General features: G+C 37.7%; 7 protein-coding genes. 5 read left to right on the forward strand and 2 right to left on the reverse strand.

Annotation, left to right across the window (positions count from 1 at the left end; all coding sequences use genetic code 11):
* A partial coding sequence (locus HMPREF2887_RS04855; RefSeq protein WP_186821900.1) for a glycogen/starch/alpha-glucan phosphorylase occupies positions 1-567 on the reverse strand: 567 nt, incomplete at its 3' end.
* A 25-nt stretch (positions 568-592) separates the two neighbouring features.
* On the reverse strand, positions 593-2,116 hold the full coding sequence (malQ, locus tag HMPREF2887_RS04860; RefSeq protein WP_003026668.1) for a 4-alpha-glucanotransferase: 1,524 nt from the start codon (positions 2,114-2,116) through the stop codon (positions 593-595).
* Between the two features lie 328 nt (positions 2,117-2,444).
* Between malQ and HMPREF2887_RS04870 the strand changes: the two genes are divergently transcribed.
* The 5 genes from HMPREF2887_RS04870 to HMPREF2887_RS04890 form a co-directional block, all read left to right on the forward strand.
* The gene (locus HMPREF2887_RS04870; RefSeq protein WP_057489840.1) at positions 2,445-3,707 is read left to right on the forward strand and encodes an extracellular solute-binding protein; all 1,263 of its coding nucleotides are present in this window, start codon (positions 2,445-2,447) and stop codon (positions 3,705-3,707) included.
* A gap of 73 nt (positions 3,708-3,780) precedes the next feature.
* Positions 3,781-5,076, forward strand: a complete 1,296-nt coding sequence (locus HMPREF2887_RS04875; RefSeq protein WP_022526080.1) for a sugar ABC transporter permease — start codon at positions 3,781-3,783, stop codon at positions 5,074-5,076.
* Between the two features lies 1 nt (position 5,077).
* Positions 5,078-5,920, forward strand: a complete 843-nt coding sequence (locus HMPREF2887_RS04880; RefSeq protein WP_003026676.1) for a sugar ABC transporter permease — start codon at positions 5,078-5,080, stop codon at positions 5,918-5,920.
* A gap of 97 nt (positions 5,921-6,017) precedes the next feature.
* Entirely contained in the window at positions 6,018-6,830 is an 813-nt protein-coding gene (locus HMPREF2887_RS04885; protein ID WP_021002210.1) for a maltodextrose utilization protein, read from the forward strand.
* 9 nt (positions 6,831-6,839) lie between these two features.
* Positions 6,840-7,540, forward strand: a 701-nt coding sequence (locus HMPREF2887_RS04890) for a LacI family DNA-binding transcriptional regulator (protein ID WP_084740763.1), incomplete at its 3' end; no start/stop codon positions are given.

Below are 7,540 nucleotides of genomic sequence, written 5' to 3' on the forward strand. Positions count from 1 at the left end.
GTTTTTAGTAGCTGTTTTATAACCAGGCACATCAATATCGTAAAGTGTTGATGTTAAAGTGAAATCAGCAAATGGTACTTGATAGCTACGGCTTGATTTTACCAACCAATTTTGCTCTGTTAGCCAGAAGTTTGGCACTGTGGTTTGCTCATTGTTTTTCAAAACTTGCTGGAAAAGACCAAAGTGGTAGTTCAGACCTACACCGTCTCCATTCAAACCAAGTGTTGCAATTGAATCAAGGAAGCAAGCAGCCAGACGTCCTAAACCACCATTACCAAGTGAAGGTTCTAATTCGACTTCTTCCACTTCAATCAAGTCTTTACCAGCGTCTGCTAATTCTTTTTTGACATCATCATAAAGGCCAAGGTTGATGAGGTTGTTTGACAACAGTTTTCCAATCAAAAATTCTGCTGAAATGTAATACAATTTCTTTTTACCAGTATTAACTGGCTTTTGTGCACTAGCCAATTTTGTATAGTTTAAAAGGGCAATATACAATTCTTCATTGCTGCATTCAGCAATTTCTTTTTGATAAGTTTGTTGGATAAATTCTTGTAAATTTGACATTTTTTCTCCTACCTAGAAAAGAGCGTTACAATTCATTCTCTTTCTTTAATAATTTTTTATTTAAACGACGATATGTTTTCGTCAAGCTGTATAACTCTGCTTCAATCACGGGGTCCAATTCATCTGCTGTCATACGCCATGACCAATTGCCACCGATAGTTGATGGATAGTTCATACGAGCTGAACTGTCTAACTCTAATAAATCTTGCATGGTTGCAATTGCCATAAAGCTGACAGAAGCAAAGATAGTTCGTAACATTGCATGAGGAACTGTTTCATATTCTTTACGATTAGTATATTGAGCCATATATTCACGTGTGGCATCATCAATTTCATCGCGATACCAACCAAGTACCGTGTTATTATCATGCGTACCTGTGTACATGACAGAATTGTTAGGCGCAAGATGTGGACTATCAATACTTTCAGACTCTGGATTAAAGGCGAATTGAGTGACTTTCATACCAGGGAAGCCTGTTTTTTCCCGCAAAGCAATCACTTCGTCGGTCATAAAGCCTAAGTCCTCGGCGATGATGTTTAGTTCACCCAATTCTTCCTTCACAGCTTTAAACAAAGCATAATCAGGACCTTTCACCCATTTACCAGGAGCGGCTGTATCGGATCCAGCAGGGATTTCCCAATAAGATTCAAAACCACGAAAATGATCGATACGAACCACATCGTAGATTTTGAAACTCTCACGTAAGCGTTCAATCCACCAGCTATACCCATCTTCATCCATTGCCTTCCAGTCATAAATTGGGTTTCCCCAAAGTTGACCGGTCGCAGAGAATTCATCTGGCGGACATCCTGCTACACATGTAGGCTGTCCTAATTCATCTGTTTTAAAGAAATGCGGTTGCGCCCAAACATCACAGCTATCAGCTGCCACATAGATTGGCATATCGCCAACGATTTCAATATGATGTTCGTTAGCATAATTTTTCAATTCTAACCATTGTTTGAAGAAGAGATATTGCGTAACACGATGATAGGTCAATCGATCAGCTAGCTTTTCGCGATAAGTTGCCAAGCTAGACGCTTCACGATGACGTACCGCTGCATCTGGCCATTCAGTCCAAGCTTTCAAGTCGAAATGCTCTTTAATCGCCATGTATTCAACAAATACTTCAAGCCAAGACGCATTATCTGCTACAAATTTTTCATAGGCTGCTAAGTCTCCACGTTCTAAGAAACGTTTCACAGCTTTTTCCAAAACAGGCCTGCGATTGTTAAACACTTTCGCATAATCTACTTTTCTTGGATCTTGACCAAAGTCTAATCCTTCAAGATCACTTTTTACAAGCAGTCCTTCTTCAACCAGTCGATCAAAATCAATAAAATGTGTATTTCCCGCAAATGCAGAGAATGATTGGTAAGGAGAATCTCCATAACTGGTCGTGCCTAAAGGCAAAATTTGCCAGTAACGTTGCTTTGTTCTTACCAAAAAATCCACAAAATCGTAAGCACTTTTTCCAAATGAGCCGATTCCGTATTTCCCTGGAAGAGAAGAAATATGCATGAGAACACCACTTTGACGCTCTTTCATCTTATCACCTCAATAAATTTTTCTGTTAAATTTTGCATTCATTTAACGAAAACGTTTGCGTTGATTTGATTATAACTTAATTCCGACATGTGTGCAACCATTTTTCTAGTTTTTTTATAAAATTTTAAAATATTTTGGACAATTGAATCATTTTCTTCTATATTTTTTCAAGATTTTTGGAGTGAAAAATAAAAAATTTTCAAGATTTTTTAAAAAAGTGTTGCAACCGTTTTCTATTTGTGGTATACTTAAGCATAGTTTAAGAAAACGTTTGCGTAAACTAATTAAATTATTATCTTATTATTTTATTCTTTAGGAGGAATAAATCATGAAACATAAAGTGTTGAAAAGTGTTGCAGTTCTTGGAACTGTAGGATTAGCTAGTTTGTTACTAGTAGCTTGCGGTAGCAAAAATAATAAATCAGCTTCTTCTGGTGATGGTAAAAACCTCACTATTTACGTAGAAAAACAATACGAAAAATATGTAAAGAAAGCAGCTGAAGCTTTTGAAAAAGAAAGTGGAACAAAAGTTACTATTAAAACTGGCGACCAACTTAAAGGTCTTGAAAATCTTTCACTTGACAACCAATCTGGCAAGGCTCCAGACGTTATGATGTCTCCATATGACCGCGTAGGTAGTCTCGGTTCGGACGGTCAACTTTCAGAAGTGAAACTTGACAAAGGTTCAATGACTGATGACACAACAAAAGCACTCGTAACTACAAAAGGTAAGACTTATGGTGCACCTGCTGTTATCGAAACATTAGTAATGTACTACAATAAAGACCTTGTTTCTAAAGCACCTACTACTTTTGCTGAATTAGAAGAACTGGCAAAAGACAGCAAATATGCTTTTGCTAACGAAAATGGCAAAACAACTGCTTTCCTCGCTGACTGGACAAACTTCTATTATACTTATGGTCTTTTAGCGGGTAATGGTGGATACGTCTTTGGTAAGAACGGTACCGATCCTAAAGACATTGGACTTGCAAATGACGGTTCTATCAAAGGTGTTGAATACGCTAAAACTTGGTATGCAAAATGGCCAAAAGGAATGCAAGATACTAAAGGTGCCGCAAACTTAATTCAAACTCAATTCCAATCAGGTAAAACAGCTGCTATCATTGAAGGCCCTTGGAAAGCTGCATCATTCAAAGAAGCTAAAGTGAACTATGGTGTTGCCACTATTCCTACACTTCCAAATGGTAAAAATTATCAAACCTTTGGTGGTGGTAAAGCTTGGGTCATCCCTGCAGGATCTAAAAATGCCAAAGCAGCTCAAAAATTTGTTAATTTCTTGACTTCGACTGAACAACAAAAAGCTTTCTATGATGCTACAAACGAAGTACCTGCAAACACAGAGGCTCGTAAATACGCTGAAGGAAAGAATGATGAATTGACTTCAGCTGTTATTAAACAATTCCAATCTGCTCAACCTATGCCAAATATCTCTGAAATGAGTACTGTATGGGATCCAGCAGCAAGTATGCTCTTTGATGCTGTAAGTGGTAAAAAAGATACTAAAACCGCTGTAAATGATGCCGTTAAATTGATTAAAGATACTATCAATCAAAAATTTGGTAAAAAATAAAACAGATTGAGGTAGGATAGAACTCGATTGGCAGCACCAGTCGAGTTCTATATTTTAGACAAAGGAGGCTCTGATGACTACACAACAACAGCCACGTAAAGCATTGCTGCTCTCCCTCATCCCAGGACTTGGGCAAATTTATAATAAACAAAAAGCAAAAGGGGCTATCTTTTTAGGAGTTACCATCTTATTTTTGATTTACTTTTTCGCCATTGCTGCTCCTGAGTTAGGAAACTTAATTACTCTCGGTGAGGTGCCTGGACGCGATAACTCTCTTTTCATGCTGATTCGTGGTGCATTCCACTTTATTCTTGTCATTGTTTATTTCATCTTTTATGCTCTCAATCTAAAAGATGCTTATACTATTGCGAAACGTTGGAATAATGATTATCCAGTTCCTACGACTTTCAAAGATATGTTAAAAGGAATTTACGCTAATGGTTTTCCTTACCTATTGATTATTCCTTCATATATTGCAATGACTTTTGCTATCATTTTCCCTGTATTGGTCACTCTTTTAATCGCCTTTACAAACTATGATTTCCAACATCTGCCTCCAACCAAGCTCTTGGATTGGGTTGGCGTGACAAACTTCACTAATATTTGGCGACTTAGCACTTTCCGCTCTGCTTTTGGAGCCGTTCTTGGTTGGACTATTATCTGGGCACTGACTGCCTCAACTGTCCAAATCGTTATTGGTATTTTTACCGCTATTATTGCAAACCAACCATTTATTAAAGGAAAACGCATTTTCGGCGTTATCTTCCTACTGCCTTGGGCTGTCCCAGCATTCATCACTATCTTAACTTTCAGTAACATGTTCAACGATAGTATCGGTGCAATCAATACCCAAGTCATTCCGCTTCTTGGTAAAGTATTGCCATTCTTAAATGGACATCTGATTCCTTGGAAAACAGATCCAACCTGGACTAAAATTGCTCTAATTATGATGCAAGGTTGGCTTGGTTTCCCTTACATTTATGTATTGACACTTGGTATCTTGCAATCCATTCCAAACGATCTTTACGAAGCGGCTTACATTGATGGTGCAAATGCATGGCAAAAATTCCGCAATATCACTTTCCCAATGATTTTAGCAGTTGCTGCCCCTACACTCATCAGTCAGTATACTTTCAACTTCAACAACTTCTCTATCATGTACCTCTTTAATGATGGCGGTCCTGGTACAGTTGGTGGTGGTGCAGGTTCGACTGACATCCTCATTTCATGGATTTATCGTTTAACAACAGGTGCAGCTCCTCAATACTCAATGGCTGCTGCGGTAACACTTATCATTTCTCTTATTGTGATTTCAATCTCCATGATTGCGTTCAAGAAACTACATGCATTTGATATGGAGGATGTGTAAGATGAATAATTCTATTAAATTTAAACGCCGTTTAAACCACTTTTTAACTTATTTCTATCTAGTGGCTTTATCTATTATCATTATCTATCCTCTCTTGATTACGATTATGTCTGCTTTCAAGACAGGGAATGTCCTTGCGTTTAAGCTAGATACAGATATTAATTTTAGCCTAGAAAACTTTAGCAAACTTTTTACTGAAACTCTTTATGGGACTTGGTACTTTAACACTTTAATCATTGCTATCTTGACAATGATTATCCAAACAAGTATAGTTGTACTAGCTGGTTACGCTTATAGTCGTTATAATTTCCTAGCTAGAAAACAAAGTCTGGTCTTCTTCTTAATCATTCAAATGGTGCCAACAATGGCTGCCCTGACCGCCTTCTTCGTTATGGCTTTGATGTTAAATGCGCTCAACCACAGTTGGTTCCTCATCTTCCTTTATGTCGGCGGTGGTATCCCAATGAACGCTTGGCTCATGAAAGGGTACTTCGATACAGTGCCTATCTCACTTGATGAGTCCGCTAAATTGGACGGTGCTGGTCACTTCAGACGCTTCTGGCAAATTGTACTGCCACTCGTTCGTCCAATGATTGCTGTACAAGCTCTCTGGGCTTTCATGGGACCATTCGGAGACTACATCTTATCTAGTTTCTTACTTCGTGAAAAAGAATTCTATACAGTTGCTGTTGGTTTACAAACCTTTGTTAGTGATGTGAAGAATTTGAAGATTGCTTACTTCTCAGCAGGTGCTATCTTGATTGCCTTGCCAATCTGTATCTTATTCTTCTTCCTACAAAAGAACTTTGTATCTGGTTTAACAAGTGGTGGCGACAAGGGATAATCTTGTCCCACCCTCTTTTATTTATAATTGTATGATAGCTAATAAACTTTGCTTTATTAGCCATTACCTGATTATAAATTTTTAGAAAGAGTGTCTTATGCTACCTTATCCATTTAATTATTTTTCTAGTATTTACGGTTTTAAAAAACCTTTTGCCAACCGAAAATTACTGACCTGGTTTCAATTGATTTTTACAAGCATCTTTTTAATTTCCTTATCCATGATACCAGTTGCTGTGCAAAACGCGTCTCTCAAGACTTATCCACTCACTACTTTTGTAGATGGTGTTTTTGACCCTGTTACAAAGGAAGTAATGGACGATATCACAGAGAATGCTAAAATAGAAAATCATCAATTCAGCTATGCTGGTCAGCAATCAACTCACAATAACAAAGCAGGAACTGTCCTTCTGGGGAAAGAACAGTCTACCTTAGGAGAAAAACTAACACTTGCTTTTGGATCCAAACAACTGATTATCAGCAAAAAAGGAAAAAAACTGGCAAACATTCAATATCAGCATATCAATCAAGCTGCTCTAAAAAATAAAAAGTCGCTCAGTGCCGCCATTTCACAAGATTGGTTTCAACAAAATCGTGTTACCGTCAGTCTATTTTTGATTCTGATTTCAGGATTTCTATTGGCATTAAACTTCTTTATTGTCCTTCTAGGTGCCACTTTTTTCCTTTACTTAACGAAAAAATCTCGTCTTTTTTCTTTTAAAACCGTCAAAGAATGCTATCATTTTGCTTTGAATTGTTTAGGTTTGCCAACATTGATTGCTGTCGCGGCAGGGTTATTGTTCGGTCAAGCCATGACCACTATGATTACCATTCAAAACATTCTGTTTGTTCTTTATCTCGTCATTATTTTCTATCGGACACATTTCCGTGATGAAAAAATGAAAAAGTAGGAGGTTTTTATGCGAGTTACTATCAAAGAAGTTGCTAAGTTAGCAGGAGTTTCTCCTTCCACCGTTACCCGTGTGATTCAAAACAAATCCAGCATTAGCGATGAAACGAAAAAAAGAGTCCGCAAGGCTATGAAAGAGCTGAATTATCACCCTAATCTCAATGCACGTAGTCTTGTTAGCAGTTACACACAAGTCATTGGTGTTGTTTTACCTGATGATTCCGATGCTTTCTATCAAAACCCATTTTTCCCTTCAGTCTTTCGCGGGATTGCTCAGGTGGCTTCCGAGCATCACTATGCTATTCAAATTGCGACTGGAAAAAATGAAAAGGAACGCATGGAAGCTATTTCCCAAATGGTTCTTGGCAAACGAGTAGACGGACTCATCTTTCTTTACTCTCAAGAAAATGATCCACTAGTGAAAATGGTCAGTGAAGAACAATTTCCTTTCTTAATTTTGGGAAAATCTCTTTCTCCCTTTATTCCTTTGGTGGATAATGACAATATCCAAGCGGGATATGATGCAACAGAATATTTCATCAAAAAAGGCTGCCGAAATATTGCTTTTATCGGTGGTAGCAAAAGACTATTTGTAACGCAAGACCGCTATAAAGGATACCAAAAAGCGCTAGAAGATTACCATTTAGAGCTTGACCCTCAAAATACAGCCTTTGCAAATGAATTTTTGGAAGATAAAGGATATCAATTTAC

This window comes from Streptococcus sp. HMSC071H03 (assembly GCF_001813035.1).
Lineage (GTDB): Bacteria > Bacillota > Bacilli > Lactobacillales > Streptococcaceae > Streptococcus > Streptococcus anginosus.